Source organism: Actinoplanes sandaracinus, from assembly GCF_030009775.1.
Lineage (GTDB): Bacteria > Actinomycetota > Actinomycetes > Mycobacteriales > Micromonosporaceae > Actinoplanes > Actinoplanes sandaracinus.
Genome location: NZ_JASCTH010000010.1, coordinates 33,459 through 55,073 on the forward strand (window position 1 = coordinate 33,459; position 21,615 = coordinate 55,073).

General features: G+C 70.4%; 21 protein-coding genes. 10 read left to right on the top strand and 11 right to left on the bottom strand.

The window, feature by feature from the left end:
- The first annotated feature begins 15 nt into the window (after positions 1–15).
- A complete protein-coding gene (locus QLQ12_RS16565; RefSeq protein WP_282760879.1) occupies positions 16–1,575 on the top strand; it encodes a methyl-accepting chemotaxis protein in 1,560 nt (519 codons plus the stop codon).
- 190 nt (positions 1,576–1,765) lie between these two features.
- A complete protein-coding gene (locus tag QLQ12_RS16570; RefSeq protein ID WP_282760881.1) occupies positions 1,766–2,347 on the top strand; it encodes a DivIVA domain-containing protein in 582 nt (193 codons plus the stop codon).
- Between the two features lie 4 nt (positions 2,348–2,351).
- Here QLQ12_RS16570 and QLQ12_RS16575 read toward each other — a convergent pair whose 3' ends face one another.
- Entirely contained in the window at positions 2,352–2,771 is a 420-nt protein-coding gene (locus tag QLQ12_RS16575) for a MarR family winged helix-turn-helix transcriptional regulator (protein ID WP_282760883.1), read from the bottom strand.
- A gap of 80 nt (positions 2,772–2,851) precedes the next feature.
- Here QLQ12_RS16575 and QLQ12_RS16580 point away from each other — a divergent pair, with 80 nt between their 5' ends.
- Positions 2,852–3,922 carry an alkene reductase gene (locus QLQ12_RS16580; RefSeq protein ID WP_282760886.1) on the top strand — a complete coding sequence of 357 codons (1,071 nt, stop codon included), beginning with the start codon at positions 2,852–2,854 and terminating at the stop codon, positions 3,920–3,922.
- A 42-nt stretch (positions 3,923–3,964) separates the two neighbouring features.
- Here the strand turns inward: QLQ12_RS16580 and QLQ12_RS16585 are convergent, their stop codons facing one another.
- Complete coding sequence (locus tag QLQ12_RS16585) at positions 3,965–4,903, bottom strand: LLM class F420-dependent oxidoreductase (protein WP_282760888.1); 939 nt, start codon at positions 4,901–4,903, stop codon at positions 3,965–3,967.
- Between the two features lie 55 nt (positions 4,904–4,958).
- Between QLQ12_RS16585 and QLQ12_RS16590 the strand changes: the two genes are divergently transcribed.
- Positions 4,959–5,567: a TetR/AcrR family transcriptional regulator gene (locus tag QLQ12_RS16590; RefSeq protein WP_282760890.1), complete on the top strand. Its 609-nt coding sequence runs from the start codon at positions 4,959–4,961 to the stop codon at positions 5,565–5,567.
- A 64-nt stretch (positions 5,568–5,631) separates the two neighbouring features.
- Here QLQ12_RS16590 and QLQ12_RS16595 read toward each other — a convergent pair whose 3' ends face one another.
- Complete coding sequence (locus QLQ12_RS16595; RefSeq protein ID WP_282760892.1) at positions 5,632–5,775, bottom strand: hypothetical protein; 144 nt, start codon at positions 5,773–5,775, stop codon at positions 5,632–5,634.
- 173 nt (positions 5,776–5,948) lie between these two features.
- On the opposite strand from QLQ12_RS16595, the gene QLQ12_RS16600 reads away from it, so the two are divergent.
- Entirely contained in the window at positions 5,949–7,082 is a 1,134-nt protein-coding gene (locus QLQ12_RS16600) for a sigma-70 family RNA polymerase sigma factor (RefSeq protein WP_282760894.1), read from the top strand.
- Positions 7,083–7,118: 36 nt separating this feature from the next.
- Here the strand turns inward: QLQ12_RS16600 and QLQ12_RS16605 are convergent, their stop codons facing one another.
- The 4 genes from QLQ12_RS16605 to QLQ12_RS16620 all read right to left on the bottom strand — a co-directional run bounded on the left by QLQ12_RS16605 (position 7,119) and on the right by QLQ12_RS16620 (position 10,501).
- Positions 7,119–8,444 (bottom strand): SDR family oxidoreductase, encoded by a 1,326-nt coding sequence (locus QLQ12_RS16605; protein WP_282760896.1) that lies wholly within the window; start codon positions 8,442–8,444, stop codon positions 7,119–7,121.
- A 137-nt stretch (positions 8,445–8,581) separates the two neighbouring features.
- Positions 8,582–9,031 carry a DUF4383 domain-containing protein gene (locus tag QLQ12_RS16610; protein WP_282760898.1) on the bottom strand — a complete coding sequence of 150 codons (450 nt, stop codon included), beginning with the start codon at positions 9,029–9,031 and terminating at the stop codon, positions 8,582–8,584.
- A 148-nt stretch (positions 9,032–9,179) separates the two neighbouring features.
- Entirely contained in the window at positions 9,180–9,341 is a 162-nt protein-coding gene (locus tag QLQ12_RS16615; RefSeq protein WP_282760899.1) for a hypothetical protein, read from the bottom strand.
- A gap of 263 nt (positions 9,342–9,604) precedes the next feature.
- Entirely contained in the window at positions 9,605–10,501 is an 897-nt protein-coding gene (locus QLQ12_RS16620) for a sulfotransferase domain-containing protein (protein WP_282761235.1), read from the bottom strand.
- Positions 10,502–11,472: 971 nt separating this feature from the next.
- Here QLQ12_RS16620 and QLQ12_RS16625 point away from each other — a divergent pair.
- Positions 11,473–12,474, top strand: a complete 1,002-nt coding sequence (locus QLQ12_RS16625) for a LacI family DNA-binding transcriptional regulator (RefSeq protein ID WP_282760902.1) — start codon at positions 11,473–11,475, stop codon at positions 12,472–12,474.
- Between the two features lie 1,423 nt (positions 12,475–13,897).
- Here QLQ12_RS16625 and QLQ12_RS16630 read toward each other — a convergent pair.
- Positions 13,898–15,451, bottom strand: coding sequence for an FAD-dependent oxidoreductase (locus tag QLQ12_RS16630; protein WP_282760903.1), 1,554 nt, complete (start codon positions 15,449–15,451; stop codon positions 13,898–13,900).
- Positions 15,452–15,576: 125 nt separating this feature from the next.
- Here QLQ12_RS16630 and QLQ12_RS16635 point away from each other — a divergent pair, with 125 nt between their 5' ends.
- A complete protein-coding gene (locus QLQ12_RS16635) occupies positions 15,577–15,999 on the top strand; it encodes a hypothetical protein (protein ID WP_282760905.1) in 423 nt (140 codons plus the stop codon).
- On the top strand, positions 15,996–17,165 hold the full coding sequence (locus tag QLQ12_RS16640; protein WP_282760907.1) for a zinc-dependent alcohol dehydrogenase: 1,170 nt from the start codon (positions 15,996–15,998) through the stop codon (positions 17,163–17,165). Before QLQ12_RS16635 ends, QLQ12_RS16640 begins: the two co-directional genes overlap by 4 nt.
- On the opposite strand, the gene QLQ12_RS16645 is transcribed toward QLQ12_RS16640, so the two are convergent.
- Positions 17,108–17,902 carry a cytochrome c oxidase assembly protein gene (locus tag QLQ12_RS16645; protein ID WP_282760908.1) on the bottom strand — a complete coding sequence of 265 codons (795 nt, stop codon included), beginning with the start codon at positions 17,900–17,902 and terminating at the stop codon, positions 17,108–17,110. The two genes, QLQ12_RS16640 and QLQ12_RS16645, sit on opposite strands and share 58 nt — an antisense overlap.
- Complete coding sequence (locus QLQ12_RS16650; RefSeq protein ID WP_282760909.1) at positions 17,899–18,390, bottom strand: DUF2243 domain-containing protein; 492 nt, start codon at positions 18,388–18,390, stop codon at positions 17,899–17,901. Before QLQ12_RS16650 ends, QLQ12_RS16645 begins: the two co-directional genes overlap by 4 nt.
- Before the next feature lie 146 nt (positions 18,391–18,536).
- Between QLQ12_RS16650 and QLQ12_RS16655 the strand changes: the two genes are divergently transcribed.
- Both QLQ12_RS16655 and QLQ12_RS16660 read left to right on the top strand, forming a co-directional pair.
- Complete coding sequence (locus QLQ12_RS16655) at positions 18,537–19,337, top strand: DUF6807 domain-containing protein (RefSeq protein ID WP_282760910.1); 801 nt, start codon at positions 18,537–18,539, stop codon at positions 19,335–19,337.
- Positions 19,338–19,390: 53 nt separating this feature from the next.
- Positions 19,391–20,266, top strand: coding sequence for a hypothetical protein (locus tag QLQ12_RS16660; protein ID WP_282760911.1), 876 nt, complete (start codon positions 19,391–19,393; stop codon positions 20,264–20,266).
- Between the two features lie 144 nt (positions 20,267–20,410).
- Here QLQ12_RS16660 and QLQ12_RS16665 read toward each other — a convergent pair whose 3' ends face one another.
- Complete coding sequence (locus QLQ12_RS16665) at positions 20,411–21,538, bottom strand: hypothetical protein (RefSeq protein ID WP_282760912.1); 1,128 nt, start codon at positions 21,536–21,538, stop codon at positions 20,411–20,413.
- Positions 21,539–21,615: the final 77 nt, after the last annotated feature.

The window sequence follows — 21,615 nt, forward strand, 5'->3', positions numbered from 1 at the left end:
CCGCCGGGAGCCCGCATGCTTCGTCTCACCGATCTGAGCGTGGCCAAACGGCTCTCCTCGATCGTGGTGACCGGAGTGCTCGTGGCCGGCGCGCTGACCGCGATCGGGCTCTGGTCCCAGGAGCAGTTGTCCGTCAAGCAGGAGAGCCTGAACAACTTCACCGTCACCAAGGCCGCGCTCAACCACCTGGACACCCGGGAGGCCGAGCTGAAGGTCGACGCCTACCGGGCGGCCCACGGCGACGACGTGACCGGCGACGCCGCCGACGACGTCGTGTCGGCCAACGAGGCCCTCGCGGCAGCCGTGGCGCACGACCTGGGCACCCTCGACGAGTCGATCAAGGAGCTGGCCGGCAGCGTCGAGGCGTTCAACGTCTTCGTCGAGGACTTCGTCGCCGACGCGCTGGCCGACCCCCGCAGCGTGGACGCGCGGTACGACGAGATCGCCGAGCAGAACGGGATCGTCGACGACGAGATCAGTGCCATCCACGAGCAGTTGGACGCCCGGATCGTCGAGCAGCAGGCGGCCATGGAGTCCACGAAGTCGTCGGCGATGTGGTGGATGCTCACCGTCGCCGGGGGCGGCCTCCTGCTGCTGATCGCCCTGTCCGTACCCCTGGTCAGGTCGATCCTGACGCCGGTCCGGCGGGTGGCCTCGGTGGTGGGGGCGCTTGCTCAGGGTGATCTGACCCAGCGCACCGGCATCACCGCCAAGGACGAGCTCGGCGTCATGGCGGCGGAGCTGGACGCGGCAATGGACGTCATCCGCACGACGATGCAGCGGATGACGGCGAACGCCGACACCCTGGCCGGCGCCGCCACCGAACTCGCCGCGACCAGCCAGGAGATCGCCGGCGCGGCACACCAGACCGACGAGCAGACCACGGCCGCGTCCAGCGAGGCCGCGGAGATCTCGCGCAACGTGCAGACCGTCGCCGCCGGCAGCGAGGAAATGGGGGTCTCGATCCGGGAAATCTCCGAGAACACCAACCGGGCCGCGCAGATCGCCGGGGAGGCCGTCTCCGAGGCGGCCCTGGCCACCCAGCGCATCGAGCAGCTCGGGGCCTCGTCCGTGGAGATCGGCAACGTGGTCAAGCTGATCACCCAGATCGCCGAGCAGACCAACCTGCTGGCCCTCAACGCGACGATCGAGGCCGCCCGGGCCGGCGAGATGGGCAAGGGCTTCGCGGTGGTGGCCAGCGAGGTCAAGGATCTGGCACAGGAGACGGCCCGCGCGACCGACGACATCACCAGCCGGGTGACGGCCATCCAGCAGGAGACCGGCGGGCTCGTCGAGGTGATCAGCCGGGTGAGCGAGGTGATCGCCCGGATCAACGACTACCAGACCACGATCGCCAGCGCGGTCGAGGAGCAGACCGCGACCACCGCCGAGATGAGCCGCAGCATCAGCGAGGTCGCGGCGGGCAGCGGCCGGATCGCGGTGAGCATCTCCGAGGTGGCACGGGCCAGTTCCGTCTCGGTCGAGGGGACGAGCCAGACGAATGTGGCGAGTTCCGAGGTCGCCCGTACCGCGGAGGAGTTGCGCGCGCTGGTCGGCTCGTTCCGGCTGAGCTGACGGCCTCCGGGAGCCGGCCGTGGTGGCGGTCGGTGACTGTCAGGAGCCCTTCTCGTCGCTCGGTGTTGACATTGAATGGTGGTTCACGTTGACTTCCTGACGATCGAACCGCACGATCGCACCGCCCTGGCGGGCCTTGAAACCCGGTCGCCTCTGTGGGAGCGTGCGCAGGAAGGTAACGGGTGTCGTCATGTCGCTCACCGCAGCCGAGATCGGCAGCATCGTGTTCCGGGAGTCGCCGGAGGGCTCGCCGGGCTACGACGACGGTGATGTCGACGAGTTCGTGGCCGGGGTCGCCGAGGAGGTCCGCCGTCTGGAGGCGGAGAACCAGGCCCTCGCCGAGCACCTCCAGGAGTCCGACCCGGCCGGCTGGCTGCGCCGGCTGGAGCGGGAGTGCGCCCTGGCCCAGGAGCGTGCGGCCGCTCTGAGCGCCGAGTTGGAGCAGGCCCGTTTCGTGGCCCCCCGGCTCCTGGAGTTCGCACAGCGCACCGCCGACGGGCACGTGGCCGAGGCGCGCCGCGAGGCGTCGGAGACGCTCCGCAAGGCCGGCACCGAGGCCGATCGCCTGGTCAGTGACGCGGAACTGCGAGCCTCCACGCTCGTCGCCGACGCCCGGCACGCCCATGCCGAGCGGATCGCGGCCCTCACCGCGAAGCGCGCCGAAACCCTGGACCGGATCGAGCGTCTGAGCCGGGAGGCTCGCGAACGCCTGGCGGCGCTCTCCGCCGAGGTGGCCGACCGTCTGCGGGGCATGGACCCCCAACCGAAGTAGGCCGTCAGTCGCCGCAGTCGGTGGGGACGCCGGCGACCAACTCCTCCAGGACCCGCCGGTCGGCGGCGGGCAGGTGCCCGAAGATGTCGGGCAGCCGGGCGGCCACGTCCGCGTACAGCGCGTTGCCGACCTCCTTGCCCAGGGGCGTGCTGATCACCGTGCAGGCCCGCCGGTCGCGATCCGAAGCCACCCGCTGGACCAGGCCGCGCCGCTCGGTGCGGTCGACGAGGCCGCTGAGACCGGGTTTGGCCAGGCCGAGGAGCTGGGAGAGCTCACCCATGCCCCGCGGCTGGTCCTTGACCGTGCAGAGCAACTGGGCCTGCGCGGTGGTGAGGTCGTGATCGGCGCAGATCTGTGCGTAGCGCCGCTGGATCAGCAAGGACAGGTACACCAGGGTGTTGCCGAATCCTGGGCCGTCAGTCATGTGGGCCATCCTACCTTGCATAACTTCGCGCCGCGAACTACTTTGGTTCGTGCCACGAACTTTACTGGAGAGGCATTCCCATGGCTGACGCCTTCGACTCGTACGACCTCGCCGGCGCCAAGCTGGCCAACCGCATCGTGATGGCGCCGATGACCCGCAGCCGTGCCCACGGTCCCGGCAATACCGTCACCGACCTGACGGCCGAGTACTACACCCAGCGGGCGAGCGCCGGCCTGATCATCACCGAGGGCATCCAGCCGTCGGTGGTCGGCCAGGGCTACACCTTCACCCCCGGTCTGCACTCCGAGGAGCAGGTCGCCGCCTGGCGCAAGGTCACCGACGCGGTGCACGCCGCCGGTGGCGTGATCTTCGCGCAACTCATGCACAGCGGCCGGATCGGCCACCCCAGCCTGCTGCCCGACGGCCTCGTCCCGGTCGCCCCGTCCGCGGTCCCCGCCGCCGGCCAGGTCTACACGCACGAGGGCATGCAGGACCTCGTCACCCCGAAGGAGCTGACCGAGCCCGAGATCGCCGAGACCATCGCCGACTTCGCCTCCGCCGCCCGCAACGCGATCGCGGCCGGCTTCGACGGTGTGGAGATCCACGGCGCCAACGGCTACCTGGTCCACCAGTTCCTGTCCACCAACGTCAACCGGCGCACCGACGGCTGGGGCGGCTCGGTCGAGGGCCGCATTCGGTTCGCCGTCGAGGTGGCGGCCGCGGTCGCCGACGCGATCGGCGGACACCGGGTCGGCATCCGGCTCTCCCCGGACAACCCCTACAACGACATCGCCGAGGACAACGCCGCCGAGGTCTACCCCGCGCTGGTCACCCGCCTGGCTCCGCTCGGCCTCGCCTACCTGCACCTGGTCGAGAGCCCGGACCGCGAGCTGACCCGCCGGCTGCGCGCCCTCTGGCCGGCCACGTTCGTCCTCAACCCGGCCACCTACCCGGACCTCACCGGCCCGGAGGCGCTGACCCTCATCGAGGACGGCACGGCCGACCTGGTCTCCTTCGGCGGCCTCTTCCTGGCCAACCCCGACCTGCCCGCCCGTCTCGCGGCCGGTGGCCCGTTCAACACCCCGGACCCGGCCTCGTTCTTCGGCGGCGATCACCGCGGCTACACCGACTACCCGGCGCTGGCCGGCTGACCGGTCCGGGCTCCCGCGTGGGGGCGGGAGCCCGGGTCACCCCTATCCGACCAGCGGCTTGAGGGCCGCGCCGACCCGGGCCACCACACCGGGCCGGTGGCCGTTGCGGATCAGGTTGATGGTGATCCCGTCGATGCCCGCGCCGAGGACACGCTCCCCGAGCTGCTCGGCCACCTGCTCGGCCGTACCCAGGAAGGCGCGGTTGCGGCGGTCCTCGGGAATCGTCTCGCCGATCTCCTTGGCCTCCTGCTCGGTGTCGCCGACCATGCCCATGACCAGGTAACTGGTGGCGAGCGTGGCCGGGTCGCGACCGATCTCCTCGCACCGCTGCCGCAGCACGGCGACCTTGCGCGGCAGGTCGTCGACGTCGCAGATGATGTTCATGTGGTCGGCGAACCGCGCGGCCAGCCGGAACGTCTTCTGCTCGCCCGAGCCACCCAGCATGATCGGGATGTTCGGGCGCAGCCGCGGGTTGTTGATGGCCCCACGAGCCGTGTACCACTTGCCGTCGAGCGACGCGGGCTCGCCCTTGAGCATCGGCGCGATGATCGTCAGCGCCTCCTCGAGACGCTCGAACCGCTGCCCGAAGGTGCCGAACTCGAAGCCGAAGTCGTGGTGCTCCCGCTCGAACCACCCGGCGCCGATGCCGAGGATCGCCCGCCCCTTGGAAACCACGTCCAGCGTGGTCACCGTCTTGGCGAGAAGAGCGGGATTACGGTACGTGTTGCCGGTGACCAGAGTGGACAGCTGGACCGTGGAGGTCGCCGACGCGAGCGCGCCCAGGGTCGTGTAGGCCTCCAGCATCGCGTTCTCCGGCGCCCCGATGCCCGGGAGCTGGTAGAAGTGGTCCATCACCAGCACGGTGTCGAAGCCGGACGACTCGGCTTCGCGGGCCTGCGCGACGACCGTGTCGAAGAGGTGCTCGACTCCGACGTCCGGGTAGGTGAAGTTGGGGATCTGGTAGCCGAGCCGGATGGTCACGGTGCCTCCGTCGATGTAAGAGGGCTCTTACTTGCTAATGTAAGAGCCTACTCACATGGAGGCGACCGTGCCCACCAACCGGGCCTACCACCACGGTGACCTGCGAGCGGCGCTGATCGCGGCCAGTTTCGACCTTCTCGCCGAGTCCGGGCTCAGGCGTTTCTCGGTCGCCGCGGTGGCCCGCCGGCTCCAGGTCAGCTCGGCCGCGCCGTACCGTCACTTCGCCGACCGGAACCAACTGCTGAACGCGGTCTCCGCGGCCGCCGCCGAGGATCTCGGCGCCGCGATCAAGGCCGCCGCGGACACGGCCGGAAGCGACCCCGCCGACCGGCTCGCCGCCGCCGCCGGCGCCTACGTCCGCCATGTCACCGCGACCGGCGCGGGCTTCCACGTCATCTTCGCCGCCGAGTTGTACGCGATCGCCGACGACGCCCGCCGCGAGCACACCCGTGCCCTGATGACGACGCTGCTCGACCTGGCCGCCGCCACCGGCACCGGCTCGTACCAGGAAACGGTCCTGCTGGTCGAGGCGACGATCGCGGTGGCACACGGATACACCTCGCTGCACGCGGACGGCTTCTTCGCCCGTAAGGCCAGCACCGTCGACGACATCGCCGCCCGCGCGGTCGAAGCCGCCCGCGTCCTGGTCCCGGCGAGGCTCTAGCGTCCCGAGCCGCCGCATCGCTCGCGGCGGCCGGCCCGCCGGGTGAGTGATCACATCCGCGCCGTCACGGCGGCCCGTCCTGCTCCATACCGCCCGTCCAACGGCCCTGGCTCTCCGGCTCGCGGTCCGGATCGTCGGCCGTGACCTCGGTCGACTCGTGTTCCTCGGCGAAATCGCCGGTGTCGTCCGGATCTCCGATGGGTTCCATGCTTCCTCCCGGTCTCCTGGTGACAGATGCGGCGTCTACCCGGCGCGCGGCCCGGTAAACCGCCGCCGTCGCGGCCGCCGCCCAAATGTCATCGACCGCCGCCGTTTGAAGGACTCCTCGCCGGGGATACACCGGCCCGGACGGGGCCGGGGACGAGCGTCACGGAGGACCACATGCCCCAGCAGCAACGGTATGCGCCGGACCATTTCGACGAGACGGCGCAGCAGTACGCCCGCGACCTGCGGGAGGCCGGCGGCGCACGGGCACGCCGGTTACGCGACGACATGATCAGCGCGGCGATGCCGCTGGCCGAGCGCCTGGCCCGCCGGTACCGACGCGGCTCGGAACCGCTCGCGGACCTCGAACAGGTGGCCCGCCTGGGCCTGGTCAAGGCGGTCGACCGGTACGACCCCGAGCGAGGCTCCTTCACCGCGTACGCGATCAACACCGTGTCCGGCGAACTGAAACGGCACCTGCGGGACAGCACCTGGGTGGTGCACGTGCCACGCCGGATGCAGGAGCTCGCGCTCGCCGTCACCCAGCAGGAGACCCTGCTGACCCGGGACCTGGGCCGGCACCCCAGCGAGACCGAACTCGCCGCGGCCTGCGGGATCGACGCCGACGATCTCGGCAAGGCCCGGATCTCCGCGACCGGCTACCGGCCACTGTCGCTGAACGTGCCGGTCGGAGAGGGCGACACCCAGTTCGGCGACATGCTCGGGGACCTCGATAGCGACCTCGAGCAGGCCGCCGACCGCCTGACCGTCACCGAGCTGGTGGCGAGCCTTCCGGAACGCGAGCGGCACATCGTCGTCCAGATCTTCTACGGCGGCCGTACCCAGTCGGCTGTCGCGGCGGATCTGGGCATCTCCCAGATGCACGTCTCGCGGACCCTCGCCCGCGTCCTGGCCTGGCTGCGCGAGGGCCTGCTGACCGACCAGGTGCCGCGATGGCCGGCCGGCCACGAACCGGCCGACATCCCGTTCCAGGTGGTGACCAGATGGCTGCCGGGCGGCGAGCTGGAGATCGCGGTCGCCGGCGAGGTCGACCGCGACAACGCCGGGCACCTGCGTACGGCGCTCCTGGACCTGACCCGCCACCAGCCCGCCGGCCGGCGAGTGATCCTGCAGCTCAGCCGCGTTCCGCTGCTCGACGCCGCCGGGATCCGGGTGCTGCTCGGGGTCTACGAGTCGGCCCGCGCGCGCGGCATCGCGGTGACCGCGGCCGGACTGACCCCGTTCGTCCGGCAGATCGCCGGAGCCGCCGGCCTGACCCCGATGCTCGCCTCCGAGGAACCGGCCGGCTGACCACCCGAGAGCGCGGCCGGCTCGCTCCGCTGCCGGTCAGCTCGCTCTGCTCCGCCGGTGGGCGATCCATCCGCAGGCCGCGAGCCCGGAGGCGACGGCCGCGTCGACGAGGGCGACACTCCGCCAGCGCGGCGACACGGCGGCGAGCCCGACATCGGTGGCCGCGTGCAGCGTGTCCACCGCCGCGCTTGCCGCCGCGACGGCTGCCGACGGCCGGGCGGTGGTCACGACGGCCTGCGCCAGCTGGCGCGCGCCCAGCACGCGGGCCACCGCCAGGGCCGCCGGGCCCGCCGGCGGACGCTGTCCGATGCGCGCCAGGACCTCCGGCGCGGCGAGCAGAGCCAGACCCCATCCGGTACGGGCCAGCGCCGCCGCCCGCAGCGGTCCGGGAACCGGCCGCAGACGCAGTAGGACGTCACCCACACGCGGGCGTCGGCCGATCAGTGTGGTGAACGGGCTGCGCCGCCGCACCCGGCCGGCGTGGGAGCCGCGGACCCGGCCCTGTCCGGCCCGCGGCGCGTCGACGTTGTCCGTGCCGTCGTCCGGCAGACCGGTGCGCTGTATGCCGACGCCGACCGGCCGCAGCGACAGCACCGCGTCGGCCAACGAGGGGGAGAGCCGCTGGACCAGCATCAACGCGGCCGCCGCACCACCGACCGGGATCTCCCGCCGGGAATGGCAGGCGGCGTACACGATGGTGTCGGCCACCAGCTCCGGCGCGTACACCGGCGGCGGTGGCTTCGCCCGGGAGCCCAACCGGTTGCGAACATGGTCGAAGAACGGCGTGTCGACGGACGCCGGCAGGATGGTGGTCACGGTGATCGGCGCCCGCTCCTGCGCCAGCTCGATGCGCAGGGTGTCATGAAAGGCGCGCACCGCGAACTTGCTGGCCGTGTACGGCCCGTGCAAAGGAATCGCCCGAGCGGCCTCCAGCGAGGCGACGCCGATCAGCACACCGCCGCCGGCGCGCCGCAGAGCGGGCACGGCGGCGTGGGCGCCGTGCACCTGACCCAGGAAGTTGACGCGCATGACCCGGTCGAACTCGGCGCCGGAGATGTCCTCGATCCGGCCCCACACGCCGACGGCGGCGTTGTTGACCCACGTGTCGATGCGCCCGAACCGCTGCTCGGCCGCGTCCGCCAGGGACTGGACCGCGGCCGGGTCGGTAACGTCGACGGGAACGGCGATCGCCGTCCCGCCGGCGGCGCTGATCTGTGCGGCGAGCGCCTCCAGGGCATGCGCGCCCCGTGCCGCGCAGACCACCTTCGCGCCCCGGGAAGCGAAGGCGAGGGCGGTCGCGCGGCCTATGCCGCTGGACGCCCCGGTGATCACGACGACCTGTTCGGACACCGGCTTCGGCATGTCTGGGCTCCTCACCTCGGGCTTGGCGACCTACCCGGTTCGGCGCCGGATAAGCCGATCGACATGACCGGCGTGCCCACGACTGCCCGGACACCCGCCTCCGGCGGAGCGGCTCCGCCGGAGGCAGGCTGTCGCGATCACCGTGTGTCGCGGCGGCCCAGCGCCAGACCGAGCGCGATCATGCCGAGCCCCAGACCTAGGTGCAGCCAGTCGTCAGCCCCGTTGAGGGGTACGAAGTTGGCGGGGGTGTCCTGTCCGATGATCAGGCCGTACAGCCAGAGCAGCAGATAGACGGCCCCGCCGCCGACGAGGTAGGCGCGGGCCCCGGGCGCGCTGCGGGCGAGGCCGAGGCCCGCGGCTCCGAACAGGAGGTGGACGATGTTGTGCAGGATCGACACCTGGAAGACCCCGAACAGGTACGCCTCGGAGTCGTGCCCCGCGAACATCATGTTGTCATAGCCGGTGGTGATGCCGGGAATGAAGCCCAGCACGCCGACCAGGAGAAACGTGGCTCCGACGGCGAGTGCGGCGGTGCGTACGGGACTGCGCGTCACGGCGACGCCCCGGGCTCCGGGATTGATGGTCATGGCAGGTCCCTTCTGGTGGATGGCCCCGGTTTCCCCGCGCCCCGGGCGGTAAACGAACCGGGTTGCACCGCACCCACCATCCCGGGCGCGGCACGGCGCCCGGGCGGAACGGAATCGGGCCGCCGGGCTGGCCGGCGACCCGATTCGGTCACTTCTTTTTCTTCTTCTTGCTCTTCTTTTTGTCCTTCTTGGACTTCTTGTCTTTCTTGTCTTTCTTTGGCTTGTCGTCCTTGTCCTTCTTTGATTTCTTCGCCATGACCAGTACTCCCCTCGGCGCTGGAACCACCGGAGGTCTGAGCCCCGGAGTCACTGAACGCCGGAAGCCCGGAAGACCGGGGTTCGGGGGCGTCGACGGCTCATCGGCCTCGGCCAGAGGTCAGACCGGGACCCGGCCAGAGGTCAGACCGGGACCCTCCGGATGCGCTGCGTAAGCGATCGGTTCACTCAGCGTCGACTCTAGTCCGGTCGGGCAGGAGTTGTCCGCCGCAACCCGGCTCCCGGCTGGCGGCGGTGCCGCCTCGTGCCGAAGCCGTGGCTCAGGGCTCGGCGGGCGGATCAGGGCGGCCGTCGTCCCTACCCGGCCTTCACGCCGACAGCGTCGCCGGAGTGGGTGCCGGTCGGCTCGCCATAGCCGAGGATGCTCAGCAAATTGCCGGTGGCCTGCTGGAAAGCTTGGGCGATATCGTCGTCGAAATGGTTCTGCCAGTCGCCGGACTGGCCTTTGCGGTAGTGCGAGATCTCGCCGGCCTTCTTGCGGTCGTTCATCTTCGAGAAGCTGTACTTGTCGAGCAGCGTCTCCAGTTCCGGCAACGGGATGCCGATTCCGCAATGGCGCATCAGCGCGTCCATCTCGGCCACCTGGTTCGCGCCGGTCAGGTCCTCGTAACGGACCAGGCGGATCGTCTCCGACGGCGGCGCCTCCACCCAGGAGCGAACCGTGTTGAACATGCCCTTCTTCGTCAGATGCTCGATGAGATAGAGCATCCCGTCCTTCTTCGACCGGTCCCGCAGGGCCGCCCGGACCTCCAGCACGTCACCCATCGGCGTGTGCGAGTCACGGGTCGAGAAGTAGCTGGAGACGAGCAGGTCACGCGGGTCCCGGTAGATGAAGAAGGTGCGGTGCGCGTCCGGCTTCGGCATCTTCAGGTAACGCTTGTACGGGAAGTACAGCGACAGCCCGATCCGGTCGGGCGGGCACACCCGTGGATCCTTCCACCCGTAGTAGCGCGGGTCATAGGTGGCCAGGCCGGAGTGGCGGTAGACGATCGGGTCGCTGAACACTGATTTGACCCACTGGCTCGCGGTCTTGCGGACCGCACAGTGATAGACGTTGACGAACTCGCAACGCTCGGCGACCGGGACGGTCAGCCGCAGTCTAGCGTTGTGTGCCTCCAGCAGCGCTCGGCGTGCCATCACGCGCAGAGAATTCGGCGTGTGCTGCTTGGTGAACATCACCGTGCGATTGAACATCGTCAAAGTCCAATTCCTTGCCGGGCGGAACGACGCACCGTCGGCGCGCACGCCGTCGTGCGGTACAGCACTTTACAAGAACATCGACACCGTTACGAGAGTGTCTCGTGTACACCACGGCGACCGTGGCTGTGACGAGCCTTGGAACAACCTTTGTCCAGGTTCCCGGCCGTCACTACGTGAAGAGTCTCTACCAGCGCAAACGATCGTGAGGCCGACACGTGACGTGTGTCCGCGAAGCTGAACGAACTCACAGCTTCGCGAGTAATTCGAGATCATTAACAAGTTGGCAACGGTCTCCGGTCCGCGTCGCGGCCTAACGAAGATGAGATCGCGGCTAACGAAGATGAGTCAGCAGGTGTCAAAGCGCTCGAACGCCTCAATGTCGGCGCGGTCAACGGTTTCGGGGGCGACGACGCTTACATCGCCCTCACAAGTCGGCAACGGCCGTCCCTGGGGCCGGAGTCGGCGATCAACGCGAGGACTTGCTCGCCGTGCGATCAGCGTGAGGACTTGCTCAGCGGAGGACTTGCTCAGTGTGAGGACTTGCTCGGGGTAGGGACTCGCTCGGGGTGGGAACTTGCTCAGTGTGAGGACTTGCTCGGGGTAGGGACTCGCTCGGGGTGGGAACTTGCTCAGCGTGAGGACTTGCTCGGGGTCGGGACTGCTCAGGGTCAGGACTTGCTGGCGGAACTGGAGCGGACCCCGCCGTCGATGCGATGGCGCCGACTTGTCGGGGAGGAGATCCGGTGCTCGGCGGCGGGTCGGCCGGCGAGGCGGCATGCCCCGGCGCTCTCCAGGACGCCGATGAGGGGCAAGCGGGCGTCGATGGTTGCCCGGCCGAGCGTGCGGCTTGACGCGGCGCGGCACTTCTCCCCGACGACTGTTTCGGACTTGCGGCCGCTACGTTAGGCTGACCTCTAAGCCAGCGGGCCGAAAAGGTTTTCATAAACGTCACGCGGGAGAAATTCTTGTCACGGGCCACTCTTCGCGACGTCGCCAAGCTCGCCGGGGTTTCGGTCGCCACCGCCTCGAAGGCGCTCAACGGCCAGCCGCAGGTTCGTGCCCAGACCAGGGAGCGCGTGGTCCGGGCAGCCGAGCAGCTCTCGTTCTCGCCCAACACGCTGGCGCAGGGCCTGATCACCCAGCGTAGCGGTACGGTCGGGTTGTTGACGTCCGATTTGGAGGGCCGATTCTCGATTCCGATTCTGATGGGTGCGGAGGACGCGTTCGGTTCGGATCAGACGTCGGTGTTCCTGTGTGATGCGCGGGGTGACGCCATCCGTGAGAAGCACCATCTGCGGGCGTTGTTGTCGCGGCGGGTCGATGGTCTGATCGTGGTGGGTGCCCGGCCGGATACGCGGTTGTCGTTGGGGGAGTTGCCGGTGCCGGTGGTGTATGCATATGCGCCGTCGGATGATCCGGCTGATCTGTCGTTGGTGACCGACAATGTCGGTGGTGGGCGGTTGGCGATCGATCATCTGATCAGATGCGGTCGTCGGCGGATCGCGCATATCACGGGGGATCCGGGGTACAGCGCGGCGCAGGATCGTGCGCGGGGTGCTGTGGAGCGTCTGGCGGAGGATGGTCTGGGGCTTGCCGGTGGTGAGGTGTGGTTCGGTATGTGGTCGGAGGCGTGGGGTCGTGGTGCGACGCGGATGCTGTTGGAGCGCACGCCTGAGGTGGACGCGATCTTCGCTGGCTCCGACGAGATAGCCCGTGGCGTCCTCGACGTCCTGCACGAGGAACGCATCGAGGTGCCGTCCCGCGTCGCGGTGATCGGTTTCGACAACTGGTCGGTGCTGGCCGGAAACTCCCGCCCGCCGCTGACCACTATCGACCTCAACCTGGAACACCTGGGCCGGATAGCAGCACAGCGCCTGTCCGCCGCGATGGACGGCGAGCCCGCCGCCGGCGTCGAGACCTTCCCCGTGCGCCTGATCACCCGCGAGTCCACCGCCCCGCTGCGCTGACCAGCGGCCCCCGGCGCTCGCGAGCCCGCCCACCGGTCGCCGCCAGCGGCGCACCCGGTCCGGCGGCGTACCCGGTCCGGCGGCGTACCCGGTCCGGCGGCGTACCCGGTCCGGCGGCGTACCCGGTCCGGCGGCGCACCCGGTCCAGCGGCGCACCCGGTCCAGCGGCGTGACCGTCTAGCGGCGTGACCGTTCAGCGGTGCGACCGTCCAGCGGCGCGTTCGCCAATGCGCAATGTTCGTCCCCTGTCCCCGCCGCTTCGATCTCGTGAGGTGCGGGTTAGGCCCGTTTTGCCAGGAACCGGACTCTGATCGACTGCTGTGGGGTTTGCGAGTGGCCGTTGCTGTAGGCGGGGTATAGGTCTGGTGCAGTTGCGACACCCGTTGTGGGTGTCGCCCACACCCACAACGGGTGTCGAGTTTGCTGAGGTGGTATACCGCCGGCCAGGCGCGAGGGCTACGGAAGGTGGGGGAGCGGAAGCGCGACCGGACTTCGATATCGCCCGTGGGGTGCGGATGGCGCGCTGTGCTCGCGGCCGTTCGCAAGGCTGCTGCGCAAAGTGGCCGCGCAGGGTGGCCGCGCAAGGCGGCTGCGCGGAGCCAGCGGCCAGAGGTCATGGCGTCCTTCGGCGGCGAAGCCCGTGGCGACCGGTCCATCCGACCAACGCTCATCGTGATGCTGAGGCTCATCGTATTCCTGCTGCCGGAGGTCATCAGGGGGCTGCTGGCGGTCTTGTGCCGGGTCGTTGGGCGCCGTATGGCTCTTCGGGGAGTTCGCCGGCGAGGCCAGACAATGTTGGAAGGCCGGTGCCGGAGCATGGCAGAGCGGGTGGCCCACGGTCCGGCCCGATCCGCCGGGCCTGACTTTGGGGCCCTGGGTTGGCCTGTGCCTGCCCGGTTTGACCTGGAGATCAGTCTGACACGGGCTCGGTCGGGCTTGGGTCCGGTCTGACCGGGCCCAGGTGACCCCGAGGGGCCAGCCGATCCGCTGGTGGGGTCCGTTCTGGGGCGGCGAGGTCTGGCCGGCATCAGGTGTATGGAGCGGTTGCCGTCCGGCGAGTGGGAAAGCCGTTTGGCGAAGCGAACGGATCGATGGTTCGGCTCCTCCTCCAGCTGGGACCGGCATCCTCAGCTTGCCCAGGCGGGGGACCCCCATTCTCAGGTTGCCCAGGCGGAACCACCATCCTCAGCAGGCCCAGGTGGGTCAGCTTGCTCAGTGGGCTTGACGGAGCCCGCGCTCAGCGGGCTTGACGGCGTCGGGGCTCAGTGGGCTTGGCGTTGTCAGCGGTCAGCGGGCTTGACGGCGTCGGGGCTCAGTGGGCTTGGCGTTGTCAGCGGTCAGCGGGCTTGACGGCGTCGGGGCTCAGTGGGCTTGGCGTTGTCAGCGGGCTTGACGGCGTCGGGGCTCAGTGGGCTTGGCGTTGTCAGCGGTCCGTGGGCTTGGCGGGGTCAGCGGGCTCGGCGGGTAGTTGCTGGGGCTGGAGCGGCCTGGTGGCCGGTCCCTGGAGCACGGCGCCGTCGACGCCGAACCGGGAACCGTGGCAGGGGCACTCCCAGGTCGTCTCGGCCTGGTTGAAGTTGACGATGCAGCCCAGGTGGGTGCAGCGTGCCGCCACCGCGTGGGCGGCGCCCGTCTCGTCGCGGTAGACCGCCCACTGCTCGCCGCGGACCCGCACCACGGCGCCGGTGCCGGGCTGGACGTCCGCGGGGGAGTCGGCGTGCGACGACTGTGCCCGGTCGCCCACGAAGTGGCCTACCGTTCTCGCCCCCAATTTGAGAATGGAACCGGCTTCGCGGACCGGGTTGAGCCGCCGCGGGTCGTAGAGACCCGTCCACGCCGGCTCGTCACCGGTGATCAGGGCGGCGAGCAACTGTCCCGCCATGACGCCGGTGCTCATGCCCCAGCCGCCGAAGCCGGTGGCGACGAAGACGTGGGACGTGGCGGGGTGGAAGCGGCCGATGAACGGCACGTGGTCGGTCGTGGTGTTGTCCTGTGCGGCCCAGCGGTAGACGACCTCCGCGTGCGGGAAGCGCTCGCCGGTCCAGTCGATCAGCCGCCACCACTGCTCGGTGGCGTCGCCGGTGCCGGGGCTGAAGTGCTCGCCGGTGACGATGAGCAGGCGCTGTCCCTCGCGGTACGGCGCGGTGCGTACCGAACGGGTGTTGTGTTCCGGGGTGAGGTAGACGCCGCCGGGATCCTTTTCCGCGGGGATGGTCGCGGCGATCACCAGCTCACGGCGCGGTTCGAGACGGGCGAACGTCAGGGCCCGGTCGAAGACGGGGTAGTGGGTGGCGATCACGACCCGCCGGGCGGTGATCGTCCGCCCGCCCTCGGTGGTGACCGTGCACGGGTCACCGTCGTGCAGCCCGGTGGCCCGGGTGCGCTCGAAGATCAGTCCGCCGTTCCAGGTCAGGTCGGCGGCCAGCGCCAGCAGGTAGGACCGGGGATGGAACTGGGCCTGGTTCTCGACCCGGACGGCGCCGGCGACCGGGAACGGCAGGCCGGTCTCGGTGACGAACGAGGCGGCCAGCCCGGCCTCGGCGGCGGCATCGGCCTCGGCGCGGATCCGGTCCAGCTGGTCCGGGGAGTCGGCCCAGGTGTACGCCGGAACCCGTTCCAGATCGCAGTCGGTGTTCAGCCGGGCCGCCACGTCGAAGACCCGTTCGATCGCCTGTTGCTGCGAGGCGGCGTACAGGCGTGCCGCGTCGGTGTCGAAGGACTTGCGGATCCGCTGGTAGATGAGCGTGTGCAGGGCCGACAGCTTGGCCGTGGTGTTGCCGGTGACACCGGCCGCGATCCGGTCCGCCTCCACCAGGGCGACCGTCTGCCCGGCTTCGGTCAGTTCCCACGCGGTGCAGATCCCGGCGATCCCCCCGCCGATCACGACCACGTCGACGTCCACGTCATCGGTGAGGACCGGGTAGGCCGTCGCCGATGTGGTGTCCATCCAGTAGGACTCTTCAGAACCAGGCAGCATCGGCCTGCTCTACCCGGGCCGGGCGGCGGCAAACCCCACAGGGCCATCCGGGCCGCTTTCCGTGCGACCTGTTTAGCCGCGTCCTCCAGCGGTACCCGACTCGCATCGATTGAAGGGAGTGAGTCGTGAGTCGTACCGGAAAGGCTCTGTTGATCGTCGTGCCGCTCGCGGCCGGCGCCGCGGTGGCGGTGAAGCGCCGTCGCGCCGGAACGCCGGTGTCCCGGCGCAACCACGTGGTGACGGTGTACCGGCCGCTCTCGGAGCTGGAGTCGGCGCCGTTGCCCGGCACGCTGAAGGAGATCGCGGACGAGACGGAGATCAGCATGCGCCCGGCGCCCGGCGACCGGGGCACCGAGATCGCCGTACACATCCCCGAGGGTTCGAACGTGAGCGACGGCGATGTCCGCCGCGCCCTGCGGGAGACGCGGTCGTTGCTGGAGGCGGGGGACGTGCTGCTGCCGTCCGGGCCGCCGGCCACCGAGACGACGGCGCTCAACCGGCCGTTGCAGGCGGCGACCCGCCACGGCCGTGAGGGAGGCCTGCTGTGAAGGCGTTGCAGTGGCAGGGCGTCAACAAGCTGTCCGTCGGCACCGTCCCGGACCCGGAACTGCGTAATCCCGGCGACGTGATCGTCAAGGTGACCAGAACCGTGACCTGTGGTTCCGACCTGCACCTGATCGGCGGGTACATCCCGTTCATGGAGAAGGGCGACGTGCTCGGCCACGAGTTCCTCGGCGAGGTGGTCGAGGTCGGTCCCGACGTGCGCAACCACCGAGTCGGCGACCGGGTGGTGGTCTCGTCCTTCATCTCCTGCGGCAACTGCTGGTACTGCGACCAGAAGCTGTACTCGCTCTGCGACAACGGCAACACCAACCCGGTGATCACCGAGACCCTGTGGGGGCAGGCGCCGGGCGGCTGCTTCGGCTACTCGCACGCGATGGGCGGCAACGCCGGCAGTCACGCCGAGTACATCCGGGTGCCGTTCGCCGACGTCGGCGCGTTCACCGTGCCGGAGGGGGTCAGTGACGAGCGGGCGCTGTTCGCCTCGGACTCGGCGGCCACCGGCTGGATGGGCGCCGACCTCGGCGGGGTCAAGCCGGGCGATGTGGTCGCGGTCTGGGGCGCCGGCGCGGTGGGGCAGATGGCCGCCCGCGCGGCGGTGCTGCTCGGCGCCGACCGGGTGATCGTCATCGACCGCCTGGACAACCGGTTGCGGCAGGTGGAACAGCACATCGGCGCCGAGACGATCAACTACGAGAGCACCGACGTGGCGGGGGAACTGCGGGAACGCAGCGGTGGCCGGGGACCGGACGTCTGCATCGAGGCGGTCGGCATGGAGGCGCACGCGCCCGGACCACAGTTCGGGTACGACCAGATCAAGCAGCAGCTGCGCCTGCAGACCGACCGGCCGATCGCGGTCCGGGAGGCGATTCACGCGTGCCGCAAGGGTGGTTCCGTCTTCGTGCTCGGCGTCTACGCCGGGTTCGTCGACAAGTTCCCGCTCGGCGCGCTGATGAACAAGGGCCTCACCGTACGGGGCGCGCAGATGCACGGGCAGCGGTACATCCCGATGCTGCTGGACCGGATGGCCAAGGGTGAGGTCACCACCGAGCATCTGGCGACCCACGTGATGCCGCTGGACCAGGCGCCCGAGGGCTACCGGATGTTCAAGGACAAGAAGGACGACTGCGTACGCGCCGTCTTCGTGCCCTGAGAGCGCTGGTCCGGGGTGGTGGCCCGGCGCGGCCGCCACCCCGCGACCAGGGCGAACGCCAGCAGTAGCTCGGCGATGTCACCGCCGTAGTACATGATCTCGGCCGCGCCCTGCCGCTGCGCCACGGCGACCGGCGGGCCCACCACCCCGGCGTACATGAGCTGCGACAGCACCGCGTGGAAGGCGATCGCGACCCCGAGCACCACGAGCCGCGCCGGAACGGACGGCCGCCGGGGCGCCGGGTCGGGCCCGGCGACGACCCAGGCGAACAGGTAGCCGGCCAGCAGGAAGTGCAGGTGGACGAGGGGGTGCGGAGCCACCGCGTACAGCGGGGTGAGGTACAGCAGCGCCAGCCCGCCGAGGTTGAGCGTCAGGGCCGGGAAGGGGTGGGCGACGACCCGGACCAGCCGGGTGTGCAGCAGCCGCCCGAGGGCTCGCCCGGCCGGGCGGGGCAGGCGGCGCAGCAGCAGGGTGACCGGCGCGCCGAGCACCAGGCAGAGCGGCGCGAACATCCCGATCAGCAGGTGCTGCGACATGTGCGTACGGAAGTCGCCGCCCGGCCACGGCAGCGCCTCCGGCGTGAGCCCGATGACCAGGAGCAGCCCGCCGGTGAGGAAGAACAGTGTCCGTGACCGTGGCCAGTCCCGCTCGGCGATGGCCAGCAGTTCGTACGCCACCATGACGGTGACGACGGCGAACAGCAGCAGCCCGCCGTCGGAGTGGTGCGCGTGGCTCATCGCCGCAGCAGCCGGCCGAGCCCGATGAGCGCCGCCCCGAACCCGAGAAAGCCCAGGTCCCACCACAACTGGTGGGGCCCGCCGTGCACGTGGTGGATGCCGAGCAGGTGGTGGTCGACGATGCCTTCCACCAGGTTGAACAGGCCCCAGCCGGTGAGCATCCAGCCCCACAGGACACGCGACGCCCAGACGCGGCGGCGGTCGCCGGTGATCCGGGAGTACAGCAGGGCGATGCCGGCGAGCACCGCCAGCCAGGTCACGGTGTGGAACAGCCCGTCGGCGAGGGTGTTCATCCGCAGCCCGTGCACGGTGTCGGCGGGGTAGTAGGCGATGCCGACCCGGTCGGTGTCGGTGCTGGTCAGCAGGTGGTGCCACTGGAGGATCTGGTGCAGCAGGATGCCGTCGGCGAAGCCGCCGAGCCCGGCGCCGAGCACGAGTCCGGGCAGCCGGAGTTCCCGGACGTCCCGTTCCTGCGTCACCGTGCTCATCGCGTACCCCCTCGTGTTCGACCACCGTCCATGGCGAACCCCGTCTACCCAGCGGGGGCCCGCCTAATCAGCGCGTGCCGCTTGCCCGCCGAGAGCGGCCCGCATAGGGTGGAAAGCGCTTTCCTGCCGGTGGATGAGGGGATCGGATGATCGAGCTGCTTGTGGGCGGGACCCCGGTCGCGACCTATGTGACCGATCCCGACGTCGACATCCGCCTGGCGCCACGGCCCTACCTGCACCCGGTCCGCACACTGAACGGCACGGTCGTCACCGACGAGTTCCCGGAAGATCATCCGTGGCATCTCGGTGTGTCGCTGACCATGCAGGACGTCGACGGCATCAACATCTGGGGCGGCCGCACCTACGTCCGCGACCAGGGCTACATCTGGCGCGACGACCACGGCCGGGTCGTCTCCGACGGCCGCGAGCCGATCGACGGCGGCTTCACCGAGAACCTTCGCTGGTGCGACGGCGGCGGGCGCCTGCTGCTGCGCGAGCACCGGTCGGTCACCGCCCGTCCCGCGCGTCACGGTTGGGAGCTCTCCTTCGGGTACGCGCTGAGCGCCCCCGGCGAGGCGGAGGTCGTGATCGGCAGTCCCGCCACGAACGGGCGCACCGGGGGCGCCGGCTACGGCGGCTTCTTCTGGCGGGCCACCTCCGGCGCGGCCGAGGCGTTCACCGCGTCCGGCGGCGAACCGCACGGTGCGACCGAGTCATGGCTGGCGCTGACCGTCGAGGACTCGTACACGCTGGTGTTCCGGGGTTTGGCCGGCGACGACCGCTGGTTCGCCCGGACCGGCGACTACAACGGCGTCTGCGCCGCCCTGGCCTTCGAGGACACCGTCACCGTCAAGCCGGGCGCTCCGCTGGCCCGGCAGATCCGTGTGCTGGTCGCCGACGGCTGTCTCACCCGGGACGAGGTGGCCGCGGCTCTCGCGGAGGGTTGAGCGGTCACGCGGAGGGACAGAACCTCGGCCGCCGATGGGGAATACTCGACGAAATGAGCGTTATCAATGTCCTGAGCGAGGACAAGCCGGACGGACTGGAAATGTCGATGCTGCCGGCGATCCGGGAGATCAGACAGAACGGGCCCGGACGGTTGCGACGCGCGGCGCTGAAGGCACTGGTCCATCTCGCCGGGGAGCGGTCGCTCGACCCGGGCGACCTGGCGGTGCTGCGGCGGCTCATCGCGATCAAACAGCTGCGGGACCGGCCGCAGCCGCTCGGGGCCTGCTGGGACTACTGGCTGGCGGTGCGCGGTGGCGACCAGCGGGGAATCCTGCGGGTGCTCGGCCTCGACCGGACGACGCCGGCCACGTACCCCCTCGGTCAGGTCCTGATCGATCATCTCGCCCACGGCGGCCCCGACGACGAGCTGACCTACCGGCACGTCTTCGTCTCGCCGGAGGTCAACGGGTGGACCGTGGTGTCCGGGCCGAGCTGCGATCCCGAACGGCCCGAGGTCGGGCGCTGGGTGCGGGAGCTGAGTGCGGTCTACGGCGACGCGCAGGCCTACTACCACGGTGGTCAGGGTGACGGCGACGCCTGGCTCGTCGGCGTGAGTGGCGATATCGTCCGGCGGGTCCACACCGAGGATCTGGGGAGCTCCGAGGGCGAGCCGTTGCCCGTCGAGAGGCGGATCCTGGCTGAGCTGGGGCTCACCGGGCCGCCGGAGCGCCTCGACGACGAGGGCTCCGACCAGCACGACTTCTTCTTCGAGTGCACCGCGCCGCGGGTGGCGCAGTCGCTGAGTTTCGACCCGGTGTGGACCGGCTTCCCGACGGATCCGGAGGTCCGCGGGCGGGCGGTGCTCGCCTGGCCGTCCACCGACGACGATGTCAGCGTTCTTACCGGCTGCTACGGCGTCTACCTCTGAGGACGGGCCCTGCCGTCAACGGCGGCCCGCCGCCGGTGGAGCGAGGATCACCGGAGAAGGCCGGTGGGGTGACGAGCCGCCGGGCATCGGTCCGCCGATGCCCGGCGCCCCGGCGACGGGCTCGTTGCGCGGCTGACCTCAGCCCTACCGGCTCTGTTGGAACCCTGGTCTCCACACGGCCGGCGTGACCGCGTTGCCGAGGGCCTCCGTGACCGCCGCGCTCAGCTCCGCCCGGTCGGTCGCGGCCAGCCGGAAGGCCAGCTCACGCCACGAGTCGGCCTGCGCCCATCCGCGCAGTTCGGTCGCGCGGACCAGGTCGGCGTCCAGGGTTCGGGGGAGGGTGGCGCACTCGCCCAGCCCGCCGCCGATGGTCAGCGCGATCATCGTGGCCACGCATTCGTCGCAGGTTCCGCAGTTCTGGCCGGGCGGGGCCTGCCGGCAGACCGTGAGGGTCCGCAGCGCCAGCGCCGAGTGGACCAGGAACTGGGAGATCTTCTCCACCCGGGCGACCTCGCCGCCGTCGTGCAGCAGGGCCAGGCCCTCGGTGGACCACAGCGGGTCCAGCAGCGGATGTGATCCCCACGGCGTCAGGTGCCCGTGGTCCGAGGTGGACGCGAGCAGGCAGGTGCCGAGCGCCCCTTCGAGGGCGAGGGCGACCGAGGCCAGCGCCGCGCCGTGGTGCTCGTCCCAGCCGACCACCTCCTCGGTCACCTGTCGCAGGTTCGTGTCGACGACCAGCAGCCGTTTCCCGGTCTCGCCCGCCACCGCCACGAGCCGCTCCAGCAGGTGGTCCTTCTCCGTGCTGCGGCCGTCGTCGAGGTTCACGAAGATCAGGTCGGTGATCTCCCGGTGGCCCGGTGAGTCGGTCCGGCGCAGGTCCTTGAGCAGGCTGTAGTGCGAGTCCACGCCGGCGGTGAAGAACAGCCCGACCCCGTCGGCGGGGGCCGCCCGCACGGCGACCGACGCGGGCACGATCTCCGCCGGTTTGACGTCCCACCAGCGCTGGTAGAGCTCCATCGCGTCGCGGGCGCCGCGCAGCAGCCGGCCGGACACCGGGGCGTTGACGGTCAGGGACTCGCCGAGCACCATCGCCGGCAGGGCGAAGGCCGGCACGAAGGTGTTGCCCGGGTTCGGCGGCGGGGGTGGCGGCGGGCCGCCGGCCGCGTCACGAAGCCGGAATTCCAGCAGCTCACCCTCGCTGCGGGGCCAGCGCACCATGCCCAGGACGCGGGTCTCGTACGCGCCCGTCTCCACCGCTACACGTTCCAGCATCACCCCTCGAAGTATCCGGACATGAAGCTACTAAGGGGCAAATTGGGGCGAAAGTACCCCGACGGGGGCACTCGCAT

Excerpts from the sequence above, each read along its gene's own strand:
- QLQ12_RS16650 (WP_282760909.1), bottom strand. The coding sequence starts at position 18,390 with ATGAGCACGGTGACGCAGGAACGGGACGTCCGGGAACTCCGGCTGCCC.
- QLQ12_RS16595 (WP_282760892.1), bottom strand. The coding sequence starts at position 5,775 with ATGGAACCCATCGGAGATCCGGACGACACCGGCGATTTCGCCGAGGAA.
- QLQ12_RS16630 (WP_282760903.1), bottom strand. The coding sequence starts at position 15,451 with ATGCTGCCTGGTTCTGAAGAGTCCTACTGGATGGACACCACATCGGCG.
- QLQ12_RS16570 (WP_282760881.1), top strand. The coding sequence starts at position 1,766 with ATGTCGCTCACCGCAGCCGAGATCGGCAGCATCGTGTTCCGGGAGTCG.
- QLQ12_RS16645 (WP_282760908.1), bottom strand. The coding sequence starts at position 17,902 with ATGAGCCACGCGCACCACTCCGACGGCGGGCTGCTGCTGTTCGCCGTC.
- QLQ12_RS16575 (WP_282760883.1), bottom strand. The coding sequence starts at position 2,771 with ATGACTGACGGCCCAGGATTCGGCAACACCCTGGTGTACCTGTCCTTG.
- QLQ12_RS16665 (WP_282760912.1), bottom strand. The coding sequence starts at position 21,538 with ATGCTGGAACGTGTAGCGGTGGAGACGGGCGCGTACGAGACCCGCGTC.
- QLQ12_RS16620 (WP_282761235.1), bottom strand. The coding sequence starts at position 10,501 with ATGTTCAATCGCACGGTGATGTTCACCAAGCAGCACACGCCGAATTCT.
- QLQ12_RS16580 (WP_282760886.1), top strand. The coding sequence starts at position 2,852 with ATGGCTGACGCCTTCGACTCGTACGACCTCGCCGGCGCCAAGCTGGCC.
- QLQ12_RS16600 (WP_282760894.1), top strand. The coding sequence starts at position 5,949 with ATGCCCCAGCAGCAACGGTATGCGCCGGACCATTTCGACGAGACGGCG.
- QLQ12_RS16660 (WP_282760911.1), top strand. The coding sequence starts at position 19,391 with ATGAGCGTTATCAATGTCCTGAGCGAGGACAAGCCGGACGGACTGGAA.
- QLQ12_RS16565 (WP_282760879.1), top strand. The coding sequence starts at position 16 with ATGCTTCGTCTCACCGATCTGAGCGTGGCCAAACGGCTCTCCTCGATC.
- QLQ12_RS16590 (WP_282760890.1), top strand. The coding sequence starts at position 4,959 with ATGGAGGCGACCGTGCCCACCAACCGGGCCTACCACCACGGTGACCTG.
- QLQ12_RS16605 (WP_282760896.1), bottom strand. The coding sequence starts at position 8,444 with ATGCCGAAGCCGGTGTCCGAACAGGTCGTCGTGATCACCGGGGCGTCC.
- QLQ12_RS16655 (WP_282760910.1), top strand. The coding sequence starts at position 18,537 with ATGATCGAGCTGCTTGTGGGCGGGACCCCGGTCGCGACCTATGTGACC.
- QLQ12_RS16610 (WP_282760898.1), bottom strand. The coding sequence starts at position 9,031 with ATGACCATCAATCCCGGAGCCCGGGGCGTCGCCGTGACGCGCAGTCCC.